We start from the raw sequence: 21,962 nt of genomic DNA, 5'->3' as shown, positions 1-21,962 counted from the left end.
CAACCCTTCACACCGTCCAGGTCGTCATAGTGGTCAGCGCCCGCACGGGCGGGCAGCGACGGAACGGGAAGGGGACCATGCAGGCACCGGACGGGTTCGCGGACTTCGTCGCCGAGCGCTCCCCTGCGCTCGTGCGCAGCGCGTGGTTGCTGACCGGCAACGAGGCGAGCGCCCAGGACCTGGTCCAGGTCGCGCTCGCCAAGACCTGGGAGCGCTGGGACCGGGTGACACGCAAGGACGCACCGGAGGCCTACGTCCGCCGGGTGATGATGTCCACCTTCCTGACCTGGCGACGGCGACGCTGGCACGGTGAGCTGCCGGCCGCCGAGCTCCCGGACCGGCCGCCGCACGGAGCCACCTCACCCGACATGTTCGCCGCGGTGGACCTGCGGGCCTCGATGCTCGACGCGCTGCGGACCCTGCCGCGCCGTCAGCGGGCCGTGGTGGTGCTGCGCTACCTGGACGATCTCACCGAGGCGCAGACCGCCCAGGCGCTGGGGTGCTCGGTCGGCACGGTGAAGAGCCAGTCCGCCAAGGCGCTGGCCAGCCTGCGGGCCAGCGCTCGACTGCACGGGATCTGGGACGAGGAGGTCAGCCATGACGGGCACTGAGGACCGGGTCGCCGAGGCGTTGCACGCCTCGGCGCCGCGAACCACCGGCGTGGAGCTGGCGGACGTCGCCGAGCTGGTCCGGCGACGCCGGGCCTCGCGCGCCTCCGTGATCGCGACCGCGAGCGTGCTCGTGGTCGGCACGGCCATGGCGGGCGCCTTCGTGGCTCTTGACGCACCGTGGCGCGCGCAACCGCCCGCGACGGCCACTGACCCGACAAGCCCCGCGCCGTCAGGTCCGGCCGCGCCGGACGGTGTCGACCTCACCGGCGCCATCCCGTGGACGGGCGCCACCGCGCCCGCCTACCGTCCGCCGGACGCCGGGGGCGACGCCCGTGCCTGCACGGCGTCCGAGGTCGCGGCCGCCGTGGGTGGCACGGACGGTGCCGGTGGCCACCTCCTGACCACGCTGAGGTTCACCAACACCGGCTCGACACCGTGCGTGCTGTCCGGCTACCCCGCCGTCACCGCGACGGAGCAGGGACGTCCCGACGTGCTCGCCACCGACGGCAGCTGGTTCCCCACGGCCGGGAGCGCCGTGATGCAGCCGGGTGACCAGACCCTGCTCGGGGTGGAGACGGACGCCATGTGCGACGCGAACCCCGGCGGCACCGCGTCGCCGGACCTCTACCACCACCTGACCGCGACCCTGCCGGGCGGCGGGGACGTCACCGTGGCGGTGCCCGGCGGGATCGACGTGACCTGCGGCGTGAAGCTCACGCCGTTCTACGTCGAGTCCCCCGGGGGAGCCTCGGCCACCGACCCCCTCAGCGCGCTGACCGTCGCGCTCGAGCTGCCCGAGCACGCGCTCGCCGGCTCGACCCTGGTCTACGTCGCTGCCGTCACCAACCCGACGGACCACGCCATCCCGCTGACCCGGTGCCCCGGCTACGTCGAGCAGGCGACCGGGGCCGCCGACGTCTCCACCTCCAACGGGCTGGCCTGCGACGCAGCCGGCTCGAGCGTCCCCGCCGGGGCGACCGTGCGGTTCGAGATGCGGCTCGCCGTGCCGACCGGCGCCCGGTCCGGGCCACTGACGGTGCGGTGGTCGCTGCTCGCGCCGTTCGCCGTGACCGCGGACGGGACCGTGCAGGTCACTGCCGTGGGCGGCGGCGCCCGCGTCGCAGGTGTGCTCGAGCTGGTCGGCGGGCCGGCGCCGGGGCCCCCGCGCGGACTGTTCGGCGCGGTCCGCCTCGTCGACACCGCCACCGGTCGGACCTACCGGGCGGCGGCCGCTTCGGACGGCTCGTTCCGCCTGACGGTGCCGGCCGGCTCGTACACCGTCACCGGGGCCAGCCCGCTGTACGGCGACGGCGCCTACGCCTGCCGGGCTGACGGCCCCGTCTCGGTCCCGGCCGCCGGGGTCACCGGGCTGCAGGTCGGCTGCCAGGCCCCCTGACCGCCACCGGAAGATCCGTCACGCTTCCCGTGACGGATCTTCCGGCCACGTGCGGGTCGCTCAGTCGCGCGTGAGCTTGCGGTACGTCACGCGGTGCGGGCGGGCGGCCTCGATACCCAGCCGCTGGATCTTGTTCTCCTCGTACGACGCGAAGTTCCCCTCGAACCAGTACCAGGCCGCCGGGTCCTCGTCGGTGCCCTCGTAGGCCAGGATGTGCGTCGCGACGCGGTCCAGGAACCACCGGTCGTGGGAGACCACGACCGCGCATCCCGGGAACTCGAGCAGCGCGTTCTCGAGCGACCCCAGCGTCTCGACGTCGAGGTCGTTCGTGGGCTCGTCGAGGAGCAGGACGTTGCCGCCCTCCTTGAGGGTCAGCGCGAGGTTCAGCCGGTTGCGCTCCCCGCCGGACAGCACGCCCGCGGGCTTCTGCTGGTCGGGACCCTTGAAGCCGAACGCCGCGACGTAGGCACGCGACGGCATCTCGACGTTCCCGACCCGGATGTAGTCGTGGCCGCCGGAGACGACCTCCCAGAGCGTCTTCTTGGCGTCCAGGCCGCCGCGGGACTGGTCGACGTAGGAGATGTCGACCGTCTCACCGATCTTCAGGTCCCCGCCGTCCAGCGGCTCGAGCCCCACGATCGTCTTGAACAGCGTCGTCTTGCCGACGCCGTTCGGCCCGATGACACCGACGATCCCGTTGCGGGGCAGCGAGAACGACAGCCCGTCGATCAGGGTCCGGTCCCCGAAGCCCTTCTTCAGGTCCTTCGCCTCGATGACCGTGGTGCCCAGGCGCGGGCCCGGCGGGATCTGGATCTCCTCGAAGTCGAGCTTCCTGGTGCGCTCCGCCTCGGCCGCCATCTCCTCGTAGCGCTGCAGGCGCGCCTTGGACTTGGCCTGGCGGCCCTTGGCGGACTGCCGCACCCAGTCGAGCTCGTCGGCCAGCCGCTTGGCGAGCTTGGCGTCCTTGCGGCCCTGCACCTCGAGCCGCGCTCGCTTCTTCTCCAGGTACGTGGAGTAGTTGCCCTCGTAGGGGTAGAGCCGGCCGCGGTCGACCTCGGCGATCCACTGCGCGACGTGGTCCAGGAAGTACCGGTCGTGGGTGACCGCGATGACGGCACCCTCGTACTGGGCGAGGTGCTGCTCGAGCCACTGCACGGACTCGGCGTCGAGGTGGTTGGTCGGCTCGTCCAGCAGCAGGAGGTCGGGCTTCTCCAGCAGCAGCTTGCACAGCGCGACGCGGCGTCGCTCCCCGCCCGAGAGCACGGTGACGTCCGCGTCGCCCGGCGGCAGCTGGAGGGCGTCCATCGCCTGCTCGAGCTGGGCGTCCAGGTCCCAGGCGTTCGCGTGGTCGAGCGCCTCCTGGAGCTCGCCCATCTCCGCCAGCAGCGCGTCGTAGTCCGCGTCCGGGTCGGCCATCTCCTCGCTGATCTGGTTGAACCGGTCCAGCTTGGTCTTGATCCCCCGGACCCCGTCCTCGACGTTGCCGAGCACCGTCTTGGACTCGTCGAGCGGTGGTTCCTGCTGGAGGATGCCGACGGTGTAGCCCGGGGACAGCCGCGCCTCACCGTTCGACGGCTGGTCCAGGCCGGCCATGATCTTCAGGATGGTCGACTTGCCGGCGCCGTTGGGCCCGACCATGCCGATCTTGGCTCCGGGGTAGAAGGCCATCGTGACGTCGTCGAGGATCAGCTTGTCGCCGTGCGCCTTGCGCGCCTTCTGCATGGTGTAGATGAACTCGGCCACTCGGGGCTCGCTCCAGTCGTCGCGGGGTCGTTCCGACCCGACAGCCTACGGCGTGCACGGGACACCGGCCTCGTCGGGGTCGGCTGCCGGGGTCGCCCACGGGTCGGCGGTCGGGCCCGCCGCGTCCTGCATCCCGTCGTCGCGCGCCGGCGGCCCCGCCTGCCCGGCGTTCTCCTGAGGGTCTTCGGACGCGTCGGAGCGATGGACGCGCCGCCGGAAGGAGCTCGCTCCCCACGCGAGGTCGTGTCCCACCGCGTCGGCGTCGATGACGAATCCCGGCTGCGGTCCCTTGTCCGACTGCCACACCTCCGTGCGCAACCGCCCCGTCACGACCACCGGGTCGCCCTTGCGGATCGACTCCGCCACGTTGAGCGCCAGGTCTCGGAACGCCTTGACCGTGTACCACTCGGTGGGTCCGTCACCCCACGCCTGGGTGCGCTGGTCGAAGCGCCGCTCGGTCACCGGGATCCGGAACGACGTGAACGGGACGCCGCCGCCGGACACCTCCCTCGGGGTGCTGCCGGCCCACCCGGTCACCGTGATCGTCGCCGCCTTGCGCATCGTCGCCTGCCTCCCGGCCGGACCGTCCGACCTCGGCACCACTGTGTCCGGCCGCCGCGCTGCGCGCGGCAACGGGCCCCTCAGTCGGTGGACAGTGCTTCCGGCCCCGGGGCTGTGGACGCCTCCCGGACGGCGCGGTGATCGTCCAGCACCTGCCGGGTCGGCCGGGCGAGCGACTCCTCGACCACCGCGGTCACCGCCGACCTCGCCTGGGACAGCAGCCGTGTCCCGGCCGAACGGGCCACCGCCCGCCGACGCCGCGCCGAGAGCCACGGGGCCAGACCGGCGACGACGGCGCACGCCGTGGCAAGCGCCCACCACCACGGCGCGAGCAGCACCGCGAGCGCACCGGCAGCCACCGCCACCGCCCCGAGCGCCCAGCCCACGAACCGCCCCACGCCGAGCGGCGGCGGATCCGGAACCACCACCGCGCCGAGCGCCCGGTCCACCGCCCGCACCACCGCGGCCTCGTCGTCGATGGCCTCGGCCAGCGTGCCGCGCCAGGCCGGGGCGAGCGAGCCGCCGACCTCCTCGAGCCACGCGTCGCGCACGAGTGCCACGCGGTCCGCCTGGACCGGCCCCAGCACCGCGGCTCGAGTGGAGGGCTCCAGGCCGCCGGGCACACCGCGCGACACGGCCTCAACCTCCCCAGGGACGCCGGCCGCCTCGAGCAGAGCGTCGACGGCGCGGGCCACGGGAGGCGCGATCTCCCCGGGGCCCACCGTCGCGGCCAGCTGGGTGGCGGCGTCGTGCAGCTCGGCTGTGGCCCGCAGCTCCGCGAGGCCGTGCTCGGCGACGACCGTCGCCAGCAGCTCCCGCACCGCCGCCAGGCCCTCACCGGTCGCCGCGGACACCGCGACCGTGCGCACGTCGGTGAGCCCGTCCGCGCGCACCAGGCGACCGACGTCGGCCAGCAGCTCAGCCCGCGCGTGCTCGGGCACCGTGTCGACCTGGTTGAGCACCACCAGCATGGTTCCCTCATGCCCCGCGAGGTGGCGCAGGTAGCCGGAGTGCAGGGCGTCGTCGGCGTACTTCTGCGGGTCCACCACCCAGCACAACAGGTCGGCCTGCGGCAGGAGCCTGTCGACCACGCCACGGTGCGCGGCCTCGACCGAGTCGTGGTCGGGAACGTCCAGCAGCACCAACCCGCGGAGGTCGGCCTGGGTGTCGCCGTCCAGCTCGGACTCGCGCTCGATGCGCCTCTCCCGGTCCACGCCGAGCCAGTCCAGGAGGGCCGAGGCGTCGTGCGCCCAGACACACGCGGTCACCGCCGAGGAGGTGGGGCGCCGCACACCGACCTTCGCGAAGTCGAGGCCGGACAGCGCGTTGAACAGGCTCGACTTGCCCGAACCCGTGCCCCCGACCAGCGCGACCACCGTGTGGTCCACCCCGAGGGACAGCCGCTCGCGCACGCCCTCGAGCAGGGCCGCCACACGCTCACGCGCGTCGGCCGGCACCCGGTCACCGGCACGCTCGAGGGCGGCCTCCATGCGCGCCACGCGTTCGATCAGCGCCGCCGTCCGGGCCCCGCCGCGGCCAGCGGCCATGTCGGGCGGGATGCGCGCGCCGTCGGTCATGTCCACTCCTTGAGCACGGCGCGGCGCAGCCGGAGCCGCGACGCTGCGTCCGGAGCCAGGTCGGGCTGGTCCAGGCCGGCCCGCACCCGCGCTCCGGCGGCGAGCACCTCGGCCCGCATCCGCTCGGACAGGTCGGCCGCCGTGGCGTCGGCCAGCGCACGGGCCGCCTCGCCCCCGATCGCGCGCTCCAGCAGCACGCGGGAGGCACCCAGACCGAGCGCCGCCGCGGCCAGCACCACAGCGGCTCCGGTCTCGCCGGCCTGGCGCAGCAGGCGCGCCACGCCGCGGTGATCCGCGCCGCGCAGCCGGCTCGCGGCGCCGTCGAGCCACGCCTGCGCGTCGGCGTCGGGCTCCGCGACGCCCGGCGCGAGGTCCGGGAGCTCCACGGCCGCCAGCCGGTCTCCGACCCCCGCGGCAACAGCCGTCTCACCCGCCCGGCGGGCCGCGGCCAGGGCGACCCGCGCCGCACCCAGCACCTCCTCGCCCACGGCACGCAGCGCGCTCGCCCGCGCCTCGCCGGCCCGACGTGACGTCCACGCCGTGCCGAGGGCACCGCCGCGGCCCGCGTGCGCCGCCCACGCGCCGCGCACCGGGCCCCGCGCGACCGCCCCCTGGGCGACCTCCGCCGCGGCACGCTCAGCAGGGCCGGCGAGCAGCACCCCGACCTCGGCCTCCAGCGCCTCGCGCGCGTCGACCTGGGCCTGCACGGCGTCGGCCAGCCCGTCCACCCGGGGACGCAACGCCGCCAGGGCACCACGTTGGGTCCGGGCGATGACCCCCTGGGCGCGGTCCGCCCCGGCCAGTACGGTCAGCCAGCGGCGCACCGGGGCGATCGAGGACTCGGGCAGCAGGCCCTCGTGCGGTCCCACGTCCGGGACCAGGAACAGCGGAACCGTCGACAGGCCGTGCTCGCCCAGCCGCGCGAGCAGGTCCGAGCGGACCGCGATCACGGCGTCCCGCGGGACGCGGTTGAGCACCATCGCCATCGCGGCCCCGCGTTCGGCCGCCAGGTCGAGCACCTGCCAGGGCAGGGCGTCGCCGTACCGGGCCGCGGTCGTGCAGAACAGCCACAGGTCGGCGGCGTCCAGCAGCCGTCGCGCCGTCTCCCGGTTCTCCTCGAGCAGCGAGTCCAGGTCCGGCGCGTCGACGAGGGCCACCCCGCGCGGCACCGCGTCTCGCGCCACGGCGTCCATGTGGGCGAGCAGCGGATGCCCGGCGAGCAGCTCGGCGTCGGCGGGGTGGTGCACGAGCATCGGCCGCCGCGTGGTGGGCCGCAGCACCCCCGCCTGGCTGACCTCCTCGCGCACGAGCGAGTTCACCAGCGTCGACTTGCCCGCCCCTGTCGACCCGGCCACCACGACGAGGCCGGGAGCGCTCAGCTCGCGCAGCCGGGGCAGCAGATGGTCGTCCAGCTGATCGAGCAGCTCGGCTCGCTGCCGGCGCGCGCGAGCCACCCCGTCCAGGGGCAGCGGGAACCGGGTCTCGGCGACGGCCGCGCGCAGGTCCGTGACGGCGTCGAGGAGGGATGCCTTGGCGACCGGGCGACCGGGGTCCCGGTCGGCGAAGGTATCGGCGACCGTTCCCCAGCCGGAGGTCGGGCGGGTCGCGGCATCCACGGTCATCATCCTTCCGTGGGGCGGACCTGGGACAAAACGCCGCGCCGGTCGACGTACGGCGGAAGGCCCAGATGCGGCCCCGGCGGCCCCGACCTACCGTCGAGGACATGATCGCAGCCGAGGTGGGACCCGTCCCGGCGCCTGCGCGAACGGCGCCCGACCACAAGCGCGGGGGACGTCCGCGGGACCAGAACCGTGCACGGAACGCGGGAGGGCTGGGATGACGGTCGACCTACCAGCCCCGACCCGCCGTGACGACCTGGCCGATCTCGACCTGCGCGAGCTCGAGCGCCGCCTGACCGAACGCGTCGACGGCGAGGTCCGCTTCGACGCGGGCTCGCGGGGCACCTATGCGACGGACGCCTCCAACTTCCGCCAGGTGCCGCTCGGCGTCGTCATCCCGCGCACCGTCGAGGCGGGGGCCGCCGCCGTCGAGGTCTGCGCGCAGCTCGGGGCTCCCATCGTCTCCCGCGGCGGAGGGACGAGCCTGGCCGGCGAGGCGTGCAACGTCGCGGTCGTCCTCGACTGGTCGAAGTACTGCAAGAACGTCGTCTCCGTGGACCCCGACGCGCGGACCGCCGTGGTCGAACCGGGCATCGTGCTGGACGAGCTGAACAAGGCGGTGGCGCCGCACGGTCTTCAGTTCGGCCCACGCCCCTCGACGCACAGCCGCTGCACGCTCGGCGGGATGATCGGCAACAACTCGTGCGGGTCCACCGCCCAGGCGTACGGCAAGACCGTGGACAACCTGGTACGGGCCGAGGTGCTCACCTATGACGGCGTGCGGATGTGGGTCGGCCCCACCAGCGACGAGGAGTACCAGCAGATCCTGGCCGAGGGTGGACGGCGCGCGGAGATCTACCGCGGGCTGCACGAGATCGCCGAGGAGTACGGCGACGACGTGCGCAGCAGCTACCCGGACATCCCCCGCCGGGTGTCCGGGTACAACCTGGACTCGCTGCTGCCCGAGGGCGGGTTCGACCTGGCCAAGGCCCTCAGCGGCTCCGAGGGCACCCTGGTGACCCTGCTGCGCGCCGAGGTCGCCCTGGTGCCCGTCGTCGAGCACCGGGCGATGCTCGTGCTCGGCTTCCCGAGCATCGAGGAGGCCGCGGACGCCGTACCCATGGTGAACGGGCACGAGCCGCTGGTGGTCGAGGGAATCGACGAGCGGCTCATCCACTTCGAGCGGGAGAAGCGCCTCAACCAGGGGTCGCTCGACCTGCTCCCCGGGGGCCTCGGCTGGCTGATGGTCGAGGTCGGCGCGGACGACGAGGACGAGCTGCGCCGCGAGGTCGAGTCGCTCGCCGCCGACGCCGAGCAGGCCGGCGCCCACGTGCAGGAGTACGAGGACGCCGAGGACCGCGAGGACCTGTGGAGCATCCGCGAGTCCGGGTTGGGCGCCACGGCGTGGGTCGCGGACATGGCCGACGCCTGGCCCGGCTGGGAGGACTCCGCGGTTCCGCCCGAGCGGCTCGGGGAGTACCTGCGCCGGTTCGGTGACCTGCTGGACGAGTACGGCTACGGCAAGGCGTCCCGCTACGGCCACTTCGGGCACGGCTGCCTGCACATCCGTATCCCGTTCGACCTGACCACCGCTGAGGGCGTCCAGGACTACGTCAGCTTCCTGGACCGCGCGGCCCACCTGGTCGCGGAGTTCGGTGGCTCGCTGTCCGGCGAGCACGGCGACGGTCAGCAGCGGGGAGCGCTCCTGCCGGTGATGCTGGGCGACCGCTGCGTCGAGGCGATGGAGAAGGTCAAGGCACTGGTCGACCCGGGCAACCGGATGAACCCCGGCAAGGTCGTGCACGCCTACGCCCCCGACGAGAACCTGCGGCTCGGACCCGACTACGCCCCGAGCGAACCGCGCGACAAGCACTTCCGCTTCCCCCAGGACGACGGCAGCTGGGACCGCGCCGTACTGCGCTGCGTCGGCGTCGGTCAGTGCCGCAGCCACGAGGGCGGGGTCATGTGCCCGTCGTACCGGGCCACCGGTGAGGAGCAGCACTCCACGCGCGGCCGCTCCAGGCTGCTGTTCGAGATGATGTCCGGCCACCCGGACTCCCCCATCACGGACGGCTGGCGCTCGACGGAGGTCCGCGACGCGCTGGACCTGTGCCTCGCCTGCAAGGGCTGCAAGACGGACTGCCCGGTGGACGTGGACATGGCCACCTACAAGGCGGAGTTCCTGTCCCACCACTACGAGGGCCGGGTGCGGCCCGCCGCGCACTACACGATGGGCTGGCTGCCGCTGTGGGCACGTCTCGCGTCCTTCGCGCCGCGGCTGGTCAACGCGCTCTCGCACGCCGGACCGCTGACGCGGCTGGGCCAGCGCCTGGGCGGTGTCGAGCCGGACCGGCCCGTGCCGTACTTCGCCGACCACCGGTTCACCGACTCCTACCGGCGGCGCGGGCCCCGTGGGTCGGGCGAGCGCGGCGAGGTCATGCTCTGGCCGGACACCTTCACCAACAACCTGCACCCGCACGTGGCCAAGGCCGCCGTGGAGGTGCTCGAGGACGCCGGGTACCGCGTGACGATCCCGGACTCGACGCTGTGCTGCGGTCTGACGTGGATCTCCACCGGCCAGCTGGACGTGGCCGAGCGCGTGCTGCGCCGTACGCTGCGCCATCTGGCGCCGCACCTGCGTCGTGGCGGGCTGGTCGTGGGCCTGGAACCGAGCTGCACCGCGGTCTTCCGGGCCGACGCGCCTGAGCTGTTCCCGCACGACCACGACATCGCCCGGCTACGGGACCAGACCCGCACCCTGGCCGAGCTCCTGGTCGACACCGACGGCTGGGAACCGCCCAAGGTCGACCGCGACGCGGTGGTCCAGCCGCACTGCCACCAGCACGCAGTGCTCGGCGAGGACCCGGACACCGAGCTGATGAAGCGCGCCGGCATCGAGCCGACGACGGTGAGCGGGTGCTGCGGCCTCGCGGGCAACTTCGGGTACGAGTCCGGGCACCTGGACGTGTCGGTGGCGTGCGCCGAGCACGAGCTGCTGCCCGCACTGCGCGAGGCCGGTGACGACGCCCTGGTACTGGCCGACGGGTTCAGCTGCCGCACCCAGGTCGAGCAGACCGACGGTGGGCGTCAGCCCGAGCACCTGGCCGAGGTGCTCGCCGCGGCTCTGCGCGCCCAGCGCGGGCAGCCCACCGACCCGCGATCGCGCCCGGGCCGCCCGCAGCAGGTCCGCCACCTCGACCGGCACCGTCCGCAGGAGGGGTCACCGTGGCCGGTCTGAGGGGCGCGACGATCGAGGAGGTCGTGGCGCAGGCCTGGGTGGTCCCGACGGACGAGCCCGAGGCCGACGGCACCCTCACCTGGGACTCCACGACTGTCGTCCTCGTCGAGGTCAAGGCCGCCGGGCAGACCGGGCTGGGCTGGACGTACGGGCACGCCTCGGCGGCGCACCTGGTCAACGACAAGCTCGGCGACCTGGTGGTCGGCAGGGAGGCCGCCGACGTCCCCGCCGCGAACCTGGCGATGGTCCGCGCGGTGCGCAACATGGGCCGCCGTGGGATCGCCTCGACCGCGATCTCCGCGGTGGACATCGCGCTGTGGGACCTCAAGGCCCGGCTGCTGGACGTCCCGCTCGCGGTGCTCCTCGGCAAGGTGCGGGACTCGATCCCGGCCTACGGCAGCGGCGGCTTCACCACCTGGGACGACGCCCGGCTGCGCGAGGAGATCGGCGGGTGGACCGAGGCCGGGATGCGCGCCGTGAAGATCAAGATCGGCGAGGACGCCGGCGCGAACGTGGCGCGGGACCTGCACCGCACGGCTCTGGCCACCCGCACCGCCGGGCCGGGGATCGAGGTCTTCGTCGACGCCAACGGCGGCTACTCCCGCGGGCAGGCCGCCCGGATGGGCGCCGCGCTGGACAACCTGGGCGTGACGTGGTTCGAGGAGCCGGTCACCTCCGACGACCTGCAGGGGTTGCACGAGCTGCGCACCCGGCTGCAGTGCGACGTGTCCACCGGGGAGTACGCATGGTGCCCGGAGGACGCGCAACGGCTGATCGAGGCGGGCGCGGTCGACTGCCTGCAGGCCGACGTGACCCGCTGCGAGGGCGTCACCGGCTGGCTGCGGGTGGCGGCCCTGGCCGACGCTGCGGCGTTGGACGTGTCCACGCACTGCGCCCCGCAGCTGTCCGCGCATGTCGCGGTGGCCGTGCCGAACGCGCGGCACATCGAGTGGTTCCACGACCACGTCCGGCTCGACCCGATGCTGGTCGAGGGGACGCTGGACGTGGTCGACGGCACGGTGACCCCGGACCTGTCCCGCCCGGGCCACGGCATGCGCCTGCGCGCCAAGCCGGCCGAGCCCGCCCGCCGGGTGGCCTGAGCGCCTCCCAGGACCCTCGCGCCTGGGGTGCCGGTCCTTGACGGGGTGTCGCACGCCCGCGATCCCGGGGCGCCGGTCCTTGACGGGGTGTCGCACGCCTGCCATTGTGCATTGTCCATGCACAATAGTTGGGGGTCCGCATGTGGATCGAAGGGGGCAACCTCTGCGTCGGGGGGAACCACGCCACATCGTGCATGCCGTGGCAGGGGGCGGCGATCTACCTGGCGTCCCTGGTCGGGCTGCTCGCAGTGCTGCTGGGAGCGCTCGCCTGGGACGCCCTGCGCACCGTCACCCCGTCACAGGCCGCCTCGCGCGCCAACCGGCACGCGACGCTGGCGTCCGCGATCGGCGTCGTCCTCATGGTGGTGCTTGTGACCTGGACGGTCGCCGGGATCTCGCTCGGCGTGTGGCCGCGCGACGGTCGGGTGCTGGCCGTGCTGCCCGTACTGGGCGGGGCCGTCCTCCTGGCGGCCCAGGCCGTCGGGCAGCTGACCTGGCCTCGGCCCACCGGCTCGCACCGCGAGGCCGAGCTCGTCGCCCGCACGGTCGCCGACGTCTCGCCGGTGGGGCCGCGGCGCATGGTGCTCGGGTGGGCCGGGCTGGCCCTCGTCCTCCTGGTCGTCTTCGGCGTGGTGGCCGACGGGCCGCGGTCGTTGACCCAGTGGTACGCGGGCAACGCCGCCTACCCGGGCTGGTACTACGGCGTGCCCATGAGCCTCGCGGTGCTCGTGCTGGTGGCCGCGACCGAGCTGGTCCAGCGGCTGATCATGCTGCGCCCGGCCGTGCCGGGGGTGTCGACCGAGTGGGACCTGCGCCTGCGGCGGCGGTCGGCGGGCCACGTCACGCGCGGGATCCAGCTGGTCCTGGCCGTCACGGTCGCGGGCACCCTGGTCGCGGCCGCCTGGGGGCACGTCGCCGTCGGGCGCGTGCACGGCTCGGTCGCGCAGACCGGGATCGGCTACGCCCTGCTCGGCGCTGCCGCGTGCGTGTCGCTGGCCGGGTTGGTGCTGGCGGTCGTTCCGCTGCCCAGGGGGCAGCGGAACGCGCCATCGCCCGACCACGCCGGGGTGTCATCGTGACGATCACCGTCGACCTGAGCTCTGCCACCCCCCAGTACGAGCAGATCCGCGCCCAGATCGTGGCGCTGATCACCGCCGGGACGCTCGCCGAGGGCGACCGCTTGCCGACCGTGCGAATCCTCGCCGCCGACCTCGGCATCGCCGCGGGCACCGTCGCGCGCGCCTACCGCGAGCTCGAGGCCGCCGGACGCGTCACCACCCGTCGGCGCGTCGGGACCGTCGTCACGGCGCCCACCCGCGCGCCAGGACGCACGCAGGAGATCGCCCACCAGCTCGTCGTCGCCGCCCGCAGCGAGGGCATCGACGGCCCCGACCTGATCGACCTGGTTCGCTCCGCCCTGCTGAGCTCACCGGCTGCCACCGAGGTCCCGCAGTGACCGCCCGCCCGGAGCCGGGGGCCGGCCGCGCCCGGACCCCCACGCCGCGCCGTCGCGACGCCGACGCCGGCGGCGCCACGGACCGCGAGCTGCGCCGCTTCGCGCTCCTGGTCAGGCTCGAGGCCCTGCGCCACGCCCCGATGCCGACGGCCCGGCGGTACCCGTCCTCCCCGCGTCCGCCGAGGTCGCGGCGCCGGCTTCGCTGATCGGAGCCCGCGGCGCTGATCACACCCAGCGAACCGGGCGGCAGCCGGCGGCCTCGGCGGATGACCGAGGTGGCCGAGCGGCGGCCCACGCGGCGAACGGCACCGGGGCCGCGGATCGGCGTTCGGAGTGTGGACGCCCCCGCACGGTTCCGTGCCTGAGCCCACGCTCGCCGCGTGGGGCGCCGGGAGCCGCCCCTGAACGCCGTCGACGCCGTCACTGCGACTAGCCTGGTCCGACAGCGCGGGTCCGGCCGCCGGCGTCACGCCGGGTGAGCTCGGCTCCGTGCCGCCCGCCCCCGTGGGGCTTCCACCTTTTAGTCCGACTAGGAGAAGCACACCGGCGTGACTTCCGGCTCGTGCGCCTCCCGGGACGGGTCGCGCGACGCACGGGAACGGCGCTGGTACCTGTGCGGAACGGCGTCGCTTGCGGATTGCGAACCGACAGGAACGACAGCGACGAGGTGGGCACAACACAGTCGCCATCCTTGCGACGAGCCGCGACCGAGGCGCGCCGTGCACCTGTCGGCCCAGTGGCTCGCTCGGCGACGGGCAAAACGGCGGCCTGCATGCTTGGCTCCACTGCCGCTTGGCGCTCTGCCTAACCTGACGCGCGGCGGGTCGGGTCAGGCCTGAGTGCTCACGGGTACTGGCCTGCCCCTGGGCAGTGCTCGGTCTCCAGAACCCACAGTTCGGAGTGCGTGATGATTGGGTCGCCGCCAGCGAGTGGGACGCCGACATAGCACAGCCAGCAGATCCACCAGGTGTCGCTGACTGGCTGAACGAAGCCGCAGTCCAGCCCCTCGGCCGGTGACCGCGGGGCAAGCGATCGTGGGTTCGAAATCCCGCATCCCGCCAGATGACAGGCCTGGTCGCAGACCTTTCGAGTGACAACAGAGCCCGAGTCGCTTTCCCCGGCGCTCAGCGAGGTCAAGAATCGTGATGTGCGCGACGCTGCCAAAGCACCGAAGCCGCTCTCCATGGTCCTGGTCATGCCCGACGGAACCTCGCACACCGAGGTGCTCCCGGGGCCCGGAGGGAAGATCCGCGTTGCGGTGGGAAGCCCCGGCAAGCGTGCGAGCCTCTGGACAATCATCGCGAGCAAGGGCAAGGGCGATGTCTACATGACAGCGCGCGGGCTCGGTAGCGGGATGAAGTTCAGCCTGCACGAGTCCGGAGAGTGGCGGTTCGCCTTCCTCAGCGATGACCTGGCGGAGCAGCACACGGGGTCAAGGCGACGTCTCGTGGACCAGTGGGACCGACCCGAGGGGTCAAGCGGCTGGGCCCGTGCAGTGGAGATTCGAACTCTGCACGGCCACCTCGCGGACGTGGACGACGCGATTGCGCCGGAGGAAGTGACGTGGCTACCCGAAGCCCAACCGGGACGCTTCGCCGTCATGCACGTTGCGGTGGTCAAGCCAAACGAGGGGGTCCTCAATGCCCGCGCTGTTCCCGTCGCGGGACTCGGCCTCGGAACGGGCGAGGCGGTGGTGGTCCTGTACTCGACCCACGAGTTCACCGAGGCACATCGTGCCAACCTCGCGGAGAACCTTCGTCGCTACCCATTCCCCGCCAGTGCGGCGGATGCCGTTGCTGCTGCCGCTGCCAGCGGCCAGGCGAGGCTTGCAGTCGAAGGAAGCGACGACGCTTCGGGAGTGCGCGTTGTGTGGGATCTGCGAGTTACGAGCCCATCCGGAGACGACGCGGGAACGCAATAGCGGGAGACGGGCAGCCCGGCCCTCTGTCAATGTCCCACTCTGGGGAGGGGTTCCCCTCCGGTCCGTTCTCAAGCAGAACCGTCGCCTCGGCACCGTCCTTGTCGCCACCGCGCTGTCCCTCGTCATCGGGTTGGGTGAGGTTCGCGTGGCGACCCTCAGCGTGACGGTCGGCGGCCCGGGCGGCGCGATGGTGGTGACCGGAACGGTTGTCTGTGCCGTCGAGGCGGGGCTCTCGGGCGTAGGCCCGGTGCGCACCTCGCGCGGGTGGCTTCTCACGGGCCTCGCCGTCGCGAGCCGGTCCTTGTGCGCACTTGGTGTGTGGGGAGTGGATGCTGGCCTGCGGTTGACGCGGGCGGGGTGTCTCATGGCTGGCGTGGGCTCGGGCTGACGGCACTGACGTGGGGGCCGGGTGCCGGTACTGGGGAGGACGACGAACGAGTTCACCACCGGCCGCCGCGGGGGCGGGGCACGCCTTGGGACGTGGTCGTGATGGTGGTTACGTTCGGGGCGCGTGGTCTGGTTGATGACCGCGCCCGAGGGCCCTGCTCGCACTGACAGCCCTGACCCCTCCACGTGTCCGGCGTCTCTCTCCCGTGTGCGACGGTGCGGCGGGCGTCAGGCGCGGACGTCGAGTCGGCGCACCAGCGCAACGACGCTGTCCGGGTCTCCGCCGTCGACCAGCCAGTCCAGGGGCGAGGTGGGTCCACGGTCGGTGGCCAGGACGGGGCTGGGATCGGTCAACAGGTTCTCGACCCCGAGGGGTGGCCAGTTGGTGGGAAACGCGGCCAGGACCTCGGCGAGGCCGGGCACGACGTGGCTGTCGCGGAACTGCCAGGGAGGCAGCCGGTACGCCCCGGCCGGGTCGGTGAACCCGTACAGGGCGCGGCCTGCCAGCATCGCGCGAACCTGGCCTTCATCGACGTCGAGCAGCCGCGCGGCCTCGGTCACGCTCAGCGATTGCGCCACCAGGTCCGCATACCGTTGGCTCGTCGCAGATTCGGCTGCCCCGGTGCTCGGCCGGTACGGCTCGATCCCGACCCGGCGCAACGCCTCGATCTGATCAGCCGACAAGTCCCCAGGGACCACCGCTGCGACCCCCGCAGCCGGCGGCTGCCCATCGCCGCCCTCGGCGTAGGGCGGCACGTCGTCGACGTCCAGGTCCTCACCGACCAGGGGGTCGTGAACGGCGGCGGCCCGCTCCTGGTCGGACAAGGCCGCGTGGTCCTCGCGCACCGCACGCCAGAAAGCCACGGCGTCGTCGGGCGGACGTCGGTGCGCATCGGGGTCGGGGCCAGGTGCCACAAGCACCAGTGTGCGCCAGGCGACCACCCCGCACACGACACCGACCCTCCGCGCCCACCGGACCGCCGCCACATGACCGCCTCTGGGCGGGGGCAAGGGCCGCGGTGGTGGCCGTCCGGGCCACGGGCGCGGCCCGCCGGACCAGCCGTGGTCGTGTGGGTGCCCGGTGGGACGCTGCCAAGCGCCCAAGGGTGTGGCGGCTCGGTGGGAGGTGCGAGGTGACCAGGGGTACCGAACAGGCGTTGGTGGACCTGACCACGCAGTGGGCCCTGGACGGGATGCTCGGGCCGGGCCTGAGCGAGCGTGCCGTGCTCGCGGCCCACGAGGACCTGCAGCGCGCCTATGACCGCCGGCTGCGGTACGCCCGCACCAAGGCCCCGGCCGCCCGGCGGTTCGCCGAGCAGATCCGCGCCTCGTGGGCGTTCGCACTGCCCAAGGCCGCAAGCGAGCACCCCCAGGGCGCGGCGTGGGCGGCGCAGGCGGCCAAGACCGTGGAATGGGCCCGCGGCGAGCGGCTGCTGGCCGCGGTGACGGCAGCGCGGCTGGCACCGCTGCTGCGCGCGCAGGCCACCTGGCTCATCGGGGTGTTCTGCGACCTGTCGACCATCACCCAAGAACCCGTCAACGAGATCGCCGACCGCGTCACCCGTGACGCGGCGTCCGGTCCGGACGGCGACGCGGGAAGCCTGGCCGCGGCCCGGGCGCTGTGGGTGCCCGGCGACCCGGCCCTGGCCGGTGCGCTGGAACGTGAACGCGCCCGCCACTCCGACGCCGACGACCTGCGCGACACCATGGCCGCCCTGGGTGGCCCCGGCGCCGGCAGCGCCCGCATGCGCGCCGTCCTGCCCCCACCGGCCGACTACCCCACCGTCGTGGTCGGGCTCGGGTTCGACCCGCGCACCGGGATCGCCGAGGTCGTCATCGCCGAGCACGGGTACCCCGCGCGGCGCGTAGCCCTCGCAGCCCAGGGCACCGGACTGCTGATCGAACCCGTCGATGAGTCCGCGCCCTGGGCCCACGAGGCACACGGCGCCCTGCCGGCCCTGGCCTCGGCGGTCTCACCAACGGCCTACGGGCCCCCACCCCCACCGCCGCCCGTGGCCCACCCCGCCAGGTGCGCCACATGCCACCAGCCAGCCCGATACCCCCACCTGTGCCCCGGCGCCGCGGGGTCCCTGCTCTGGGGGTCGTCCTCGCCCCACGTCACGACCACACCGGGGGGCCGAGAAGGGTGGACGCTCGGCGCCCACACCGAGGTGGCCCAGCCCTTCGACCTCATCCAGTACGCCCTCACCGAGGGCCCGCTGGCCATCAACCTCTGGTCCGCCGGACCTAGCCCAGCAGTCCGCGGGCCCCTGTTCCTGTGGGGCGACACCGACGGGCGCCTTCAGCGCACCACGGCCAACTTGACCTGCACCTGCGGCCAGCCGCAGCGCGGACCGGTGTACGAATGCGAGCACATCACCGCCGCCATGCACGACTGGGTCATCAACGAGGCCTAGCGCTCGCTCGTCGGCCGCAGGGCTCAGCCGGCGACAGCGGCGGAGATGGCAGGAAGAATCGCCGGTCGCACCACAGACTCTGTCCGTGGCTCAACCTCGACGTGTTCGGCATTGAGCGGCGGTGGCGGCCCTTGAGCATCCGGCACTTCGATGATGCCGGCGACTGCCGCTCCGAGTCCGGCGCGCGGACAAGGCCGTGGTGACCCTGGGCCGGGAGGCCGCGCCCCGGTCGAATCAGGCGCCTTCGAACAGTGTTCGCATCTCTTCCAGAGCGTCCTGGGCGAGCGCGGGGTACCGCTCGCCCATCTCGGACAGGCGCGCGAGGAAGACCGCATGGTCGGTCACCGGCAGATAGGCGACCGCGGGCGCGGCAGCGAAGTTCCTCCGGGCGTTGATGTCTGTGGACCCGAAGTGGGTACCGACAAGTTCAGCCGCGTTGTACGCGACGGAGTAGGTGGGCATCAGCCAGGAAGCCAGTTGGTCTGCCAGCCATGGGCCGTTGGCCTCGACCAGCAACTTGCTAGGCATGTCGTCCCACCGCGCGAAGTCCAGGTTCGACAGCGGTCGCCTCTGCTCTGCCGAGAGTTGCTCGGTGTACCACCCGTCCCAAGCGATGATCTCCCCGGTGTCGCAACGGATCACCGCGATCGCCCATCCGGGAGGGCCGGCGTGCACGACGACCGCGAGGCGATGACGAACGTCCCGATTGATCTGGGCCCCGATTGCCTGGGCACCTGACGTCAGTCTCATGCGGCTCACCCTAACGGCGGGTATGTCGCCACCGTCGATGACCCCGAGTTCTGAGCCCTCCGGGCTCTGGCTTCCTCGCGGGGAACCGCCCGAGGTCGGTCGAGCCGAACGCGCCGATCGGAATGCCGCGAGCCTGCCGAGCCCTGCCCTGGTCGGGCCTTCGGGTGTAACTCAGCAGTCCGGCAGGTCGTCCAGGAGGGGAAGCGCTGGTCGCCAGCGAGGTTGCCTGCCACGGTCCGCGTACTTCCGCTGCCTCATCGCGGGGCGGGTCGCTCTCTCAGGTCGCCTGCCCCTGGATGATCGCCGTAGCGAGGCTGTCGGCGGCATCGCGGTGGCCGTGGTGGACCAGGTCTACCCAGAGACGCCAGCCGGGCAGCACCGGGAGGTCGCGTGCGGTGCGGGCGGTTGGCAGGAGGTGGGGGTCGGGGCTGACCGCGAGGGTCAGGGTGGCCTCGGTGTGTGGTGCGGGGGTCAGGCCGAGTGGTTGCAGGTCGACCAGGGAGGCCGACCACAGGAGGGCGTCGGAAGGCCTGGCCCACGGAGCGAGCAGGTCGGCGGCCACCGGACCGGACACGGCGTGGGCGACGTCGGCGGCTCCCAGGTAGGCGCTGACTGTCTCGGCCGTGTGCACCGGGGGGTCCAGGGAGGCCCACGTGGTGCTCAGCGGTGTCGTGGTCGGGTAGTGGTCGGCGAGCCAGCCGGCCAGGGCGAGGTGATCTGCCGGGGCCCACCCTTGCTTGGTGTGGGCGACCAGGTCCCCAAGCGTGGCCAGGACCTGTGTGGCGCGTGAGCGGGTGACGCCAGCCCGGGCGGCGAGGATCGCCTGGTCAGGCGCCGGTGCGTCCAGCAGGGCGAAGGCCAGGGCGTAGGTGCCCCACGGGACCCGGCCGGGCGGGCGCGGCCGGGCAAGGGCGGGTTGCTGGCGGTCCAGGAACACCGAGGCGGCGCCCGGTGGGCGCAGGACCCCGGTAACCCCGCCCGAGTCGGCGACCAGGATCGACACCTCGAGGTCAGCGGCGACGGCAAGCACGGCCGGGGACGCCGCGGGGGTGACCACCAGGAGTCGAACCTCCGTGCCTGGGCACCGTTCGCACAGGTCGCGTGCCATGCGGCGCAGCGTGCTCGGGCGAACCGGCCGCGTCGCTGCCTTGACCTGGACGGCCATGGCAGGCAGGCCTGGACCGGTGAGGGTGAGGTCCGCTCCTGGCTTGGGCGAGACGCCGGCGACGATGCCGTGGGACGCCGCCAGGTCGGCCAGGGCTCCAGTTGCAGGTCCATCTCGAGGTCTCGATGTCAGCATTGGCAGCCTCCGACGGACAATACTAACTTCGCCGCCCGGACCGACGTGTCGGCCAGTCCCCTACGTCGCTGCCGCCGATCCTGCCCGCCGGCGCCGGACTTGTGCGAACACCACCCGCGGAGCAGTCCCAGCATGCCGTGTTGCCGTCTCGGGGTACTCCAGCGACGTGCAGACCCTGGTCGCGGGCACCGAACAGATCAGCGCCTCGATCAAGGACATCGCGCAGAACGCGACCCGCGCCATCGACATCGCCAGCCAGGCGGGGGCGTGGGGCCGCTTCTCACCAGGTCAGGCGAGCGGTCGTCTCACCGGGGGTTGTAGCGCTGCTGCTCCGAGTCGTAGACGTACTGGTCGGGCGGCAGCACCCGGCTCAGCGCCTGACGCACGCACACCCGCACGAGCACGTCGCGCAGCGCCGCGTGCGTGTCGGCGCCGAAGTCGACCCCGACCAGCACGGGCCATACCTCCGGGCCGGTCAGGGTCGGGGCGTAGTCCTCGGGAGGGTCTGTGAACGGGGCGACCACGAACGTGTTCACATGCCCCGTGAGTTCTGCGGCCGCGTCCAGAGCGCGGTCAGGGATCAGGCGGTCCGGGTCGAAGGAGTACACCGCGGCGACCACGCGCCCGTCGTTGAACACGCTCACCGAGTCCGGGTAGGAGGCTCGGGGCGGGTCCTGGATCGCGGCGCGCGCAATGTCCTCGCGCACGTGGAACCGTGCGGCGATCTCGGCCGGGTCAGCCCCCGGGGCTCGGATAGCGGTGTCGAAATCCTCGACCGTCAAGAACGCTGTCAGGGGCCCATCCGGTAGGCGGGACAGGACCAGCGCGGCCCGGTTGGCCATCAGCCGTTCGCCAGGGCCCTGCGGCTCGATCCGGTTTAGGCCCGCGAGGAAGTCCGCGTGCAACGACCCGTTGTCGGGCACACCCAGGCGCTCGACCTCGGCCCATGCCAGGGCCGCGGCGGCTTCCCACACGCCAGGCGTGTGGGCTTCGTCGGTGGCGGGCTGTGCCGTGGGTGCAGGTGTACCAGCCGGGGCGGGGACGTCCCCGGCATGTCGGTCGTCCGGGTTCACTGGTCGCCCACGGTCTCCCGGTATTCCTGCTCCTCGAGCAGCGCGGTCATCTCTTCCACGCTCCGATGCTGCCGCGGTTGCGTCGATCACACTCTCGCCAGCGACTCAGGTCTGCCCTGACGTCGTCCACGGCGATCACGCGGCGACAGAGGTGGTGGTCGAAGTCCACATCCATAGTTCGGCGCCGAGGGCCCTCGGATTAGCCATCCGCAACCTCGGCCACATGGCCGCTTGTCATGGTGGCCCGCGCGGCCGCAACGGCAGGGCGCGCGAGTCCGGGATGCTACAAGCAGGACGCAGACTTCTACATCAAGCCCCAGTCGCGCGACTGTGCAGGAACCTGTTGATAACTACAACCGTGAAACTTGTGTGGACAGTGTGACGAGGCTCACAGCCTCACTCGTTGACACGGCGTTGACCTGGGACGATGTAGGAGCCGCGAGGTGCCACACCCAAGCGTGAGGCTCCCTGCCGCCCTCTCGATGTGGTCATCGGATGACTTGGTTCGCGGGTGGAACGACCTAGAATGTGACCCACGAAGCACGATGGCCCCATCAGGGGGTCATCACCCGCACTGAAAGGGCCATCGCAGCACAGTTGCTCGCTGTACCTGTGATGGTAACGGATACGCGTCGTACGTGAGGACTCTGTCTCGCGTTCGGGATTCCGCGTCTTCGTTGACGGGTCTCTTTCGGTGCTTCGTCACAGGAGGGATCATCACAGGTGTACAGACACGCACCTTGCCGTCTGGTGCAGACGGCGTCGGGAGAGGTCCGTCTCATCGTGATCGTTGAGACCAACAGGAGAACTCGC

17 protein-coding genes are annotated in these 21,962 nt (G+C 72.9%); 9 read left to right on the top strand and 8 right to left on the bottom strand.

Translation table 11 applies throughout. From position 1 onward, the window contains the following. Nucleotides 1–77 precede the first annotated feature (77 nt). The gene (locus Q6348_RS08490; RefSeq protein WP_304600863.1) at nt 78–611 is read left to right on the top strand and encodes a SigE family RNA polymerase sigma factor; all 534 of its coding nucleotides are present in this window, start codon (nt 78–80) and stop codon (nt 609–611) included. Further along, nucleotides 598–2,007 (top strand): DUF4232 domain-containing protein, encoded by a 1,410-nt coding sequence (locus Q6348_RS08485; protein ID WP_304600862.1) that lies wholly within the window; start codon nt 598–600, stop codon nt 2,005–2,007. Before Q6348_RS08490 ends, Q6348_RS08485 begins: the two co-directional genes overlap by 14 nt. A gap of 60 nt (nt 2,008–2,067) precedes the next feature. Here Q6348_RS08485 and ettA read toward each other — a convergent pair whose 3' ends face one another. The 4 genes from ettA to Q6348_RS08465 form a co-directional block, all read right to left on the bottom strand. Continuing rightward, nucleotides 2,068–3,750 carry an energy-dependent translational throttle protein EttA gene (gene ettA, locus Q6348_RS08480; protein ID WP_304600861.1) on the bottom strand — a complete coding sequence of 561 codons (1,683 nt, stop codon included), beginning with the start codon at nt 3,748–3,750 and terminating at the stop codon, nt 2,068–2,070. 45 nt (nt 3,751–3,795) lie between these two features. Beyond that, nucleotides 3,796–4,311, bottom strand: a complete 516-nt coding sequence (locus Q6348_RS08475) for a single-stranded DNA-binding protein (RefSeq protein WP_304600860.1) — start codon at nt 4,309–4,311, stop codon at nt 3,796–3,798. 80 nt (nt 4,312–4,391) lie between these two features. Beyond that, on the bottom strand, nt 4,392–5,888 hold the full coding sequence (locus Q6348_RS08470; RefSeq protein WP_304600859.1) for a GTPase: 1,497 nt from the start codon (nt 5,886–5,888) through the stop codon (nt 4,392–4,394). Then, nucleotides 5,885–7,504 (bottom strand): GTPase, encoded by a 1,620-nt coding sequence (locus Q6348_RS08465; protein WP_304600858.1) that lies wholly within the window; start codon nt 7,502–7,504, stop codon nt 5,885–5,887. The genes Q6348_RS08470 and Q6348_RS08465 overlap by 4 nt, the downstream gene beginning before the upstream one ends. 220 nt (nt 7,505–7,724) lie before the next feature. On the opposite strand from Q6348_RS08465, the gene Q6348_RS08460 reads away from it, so the two are divergent. The 6 genes from Q6348_RS08460 (at nt 7,725) to Q6348_RS08435 (ending at nt 15,222) form a co-directional block, all read left to right on the top strand. Continuing rightward, nucleotides 7,725–10,745 carry an FAD-binding and (Fe-S)-binding domain-containing protein gene (locus tag Q6348_RS08460; RefSeq protein WP_304600857.1) on the top strand — a complete coding sequence of 1,007 codons (3,021 nt, stop codon included), beginning with the start codon at nt 7,725–7,727 and terminating at the stop codon, nt 10,743–10,745. Next, nucleotides 10,733–11,845 carry an enolase C-terminal domain-like protein gene (locus Q6348_RS08455; protein ID WP_304600856.1) on the top strand — a complete coding sequence of 371 codons (1,113 nt, stop codon included), beginning with the start codon at nt 10,733–10,735 and terminating at the stop codon, nt 11,843–11,845. The genes Q6348_RS08460 and Q6348_RS08455 overlap by 13 nt, the downstream gene beginning before the upstream one ends. 194 nt (nt 11,846–12,039) lie before the next feature. Then, complete coding sequence (locus Q6348_RS08450; RefSeq protein WP_304600855.1) at nt 12,040–12,924, top strand: hypothetical protein; 885 nt, start codon at nt 12,040–12,042, stop codon at nt 12,922–12,924. Continuing rightward, nucleotides 12,921–13,301, top strand: coding sequence for a GntR family transcriptional regulator (locus Q6348_RS08445; protein WP_350339654.1), 381 nt, complete (start codon nt 12,921–12,923; stop codon nt 13,299–13,301). Before Q6348_RS08450 ends, Q6348_RS08445 begins: the two co-directional genes overlap by 4 nt. Then, on the top strand, nt 13,298–13,507 hold the full coding sequence (locus Q6348_RS08440; RefSeq protein ID WP_304600854.1) for a hypothetical protein: 210 nt from the start codon (nt 13,298–13,300) through the stop codon (nt 13,505–13,507). Before Q6348_RS08445 ends, Q6348_RS08440 begins: the two co-directional genes overlap by 4 nt. 884 nt (nt 13,508–14,391) lie before the next feature. Further along, the gene (locus tag Q6348_RS08435) at nt 14,392–15,222 is read left to right on the top strand and encodes a hypothetical protein (RefSeq protein ID WP_304600853.1); all 831 of its coding nucleotides are present in this window, start codon (nt 14,392–14,394) and stop codon (nt 15,220–15,222) included. A 615-nt stretch (nt 15,223–15,837) separates the two neighbouring features. On the opposite strand, the gene Q6348_RS08430 is transcribed toward Q6348_RS08435, so the two are convergent. Next, the gene (locus Q6348_RS08430) at nt 15,838–16,524 is read right to left on the bottom strand and encodes a hypothetical protein (protein WP_304600852.1); all 687 of its coding nucleotides are present in this window, start codon (nt 16,522–16,524) and stop codon (nt 15,838–15,840) included. 218 nt (nt 16,525–16,742) lie between these two features. On the opposite strand from Q6348_RS08430, the gene Q6348_RS08425 reads away from it, so the two are divergent. Next, nucleotides 16,743–18,026, top strand: coding sequence for a hypothetical protein (locus Q6348_RS08425; protein ID WP_304600851.1), 1,284 nt, complete (start codon nt 16,743–16,745; stop codon nt 18,024–18,026). A 234-nt stretch (nt 18,027–18,260) separates the two neighbouring features. Here Q6348_RS08425 and Q6348_RS08420 read toward each other — a convergent pair whose 3' ends face one another. The 3 genes from Q6348_RS08420 to Q6348_RS08410 form a co-directional block, all read right to left on the bottom strand. Then, nucleotides 18,261–18,776 carry a hypothetical protein gene (locus Q6348_RS08420; protein ID WP_304600850.1) on the bottom strand — a complete coding sequence of 172 codons (516 nt, stop codon included), beginning with the start codon at nt 18,774–18,776 and terminating at the stop codon, nt 18,261–18,263. 277 nt (nt 18,777–19,053) lie between these two features. Then, the gene (locus tag Q6348_RS08415; RefSeq protein WP_304600849.1) at nt 19,054–19,884 is read right to left on the bottom strand and encodes a hypothetical protein; all 831 of its coding nucleotides are present in this window, start codon (nt 19,882–19,884) and stop codon (nt 19,054–19,056) included. A 497-nt stretch (nt 19,885–20,381) separates the two neighbouring features. After that, on the bottom strand, nt 20,382–21,050 hold the full coding sequence (locus tag Q6348_RS08410) for a hypothetical protein (RefSeq protein WP_304600848.1): 669 nt from the start codon (nt 21,048–21,050) through the stop codon (nt 20,382–20,384). Nucleotides 21,051–21,962: the final 912 nt, after the last annotated feature.

This window comes from Actinotalea lenta (assembly GCF_030586465.1).
GTDB lineage: Bacteria > Actinomycetota > Actinomycetes > Actinomycetales > Cellulomonadaceae > Actinotalea > Actinotalea lenta.
Note: the sequence above shows the minus strand (reverse complement) of the source record. Positions and strands in the feature narration are given on the sequence as shown.